The sequence below is a fragment of the Parvimonas sp. D2 genome (genome assembly GCF_035282635.1).
Taxonomy (GTDB): Bacteria; Bacillota; Clostridia; order Tissierellales; family Peptoniphilaceae; genus Parvimonas.
Genome location: NZ_JAYKBO010000129.1, coordinates 1 through 228, shown reverse-complemented (window position 1 = coordinate 228; position 228 = coordinate 1). Strand labels below are relative to the sequence as shown.

General features: G+C 71.9%; 1 protein-coding gene. It reads right to left on the bottom strand.

The genetic code is table 11. From position 1 onward, the window contains the following. A partial coding sequence (locus tag VJI77_RS07815) for a hypothetical protein (protein ID WP_323989037.1) occupies positions 1-228 on the bottom strand: 228 nt, incomplete at both ends.

The following is a 228-nucleotide window of genomic DNA, read 5'->3' as shown; positions in this document are numbered from 1 at the left end:
GTCCAGCCGGTGGCGAGATGCAGCGTCGTCGCGCTCGCCTCGTCGGCCAGGCTCAGGCTGGCCGATGTGGTGAACGCGCCTGCCTTGGCGGTGATCGTGCCAGTGGCCGTGGCTGCGCCGATCGTGCCGCCCAGGTTGCCGCCTCCGGTCATCTGCACGGCAAAGCCGGTGCCGGCGGTGATCGTGCCGCTGCTGGTGACAGCCCCGGTCAGGCTGAGCGTGCCCGAC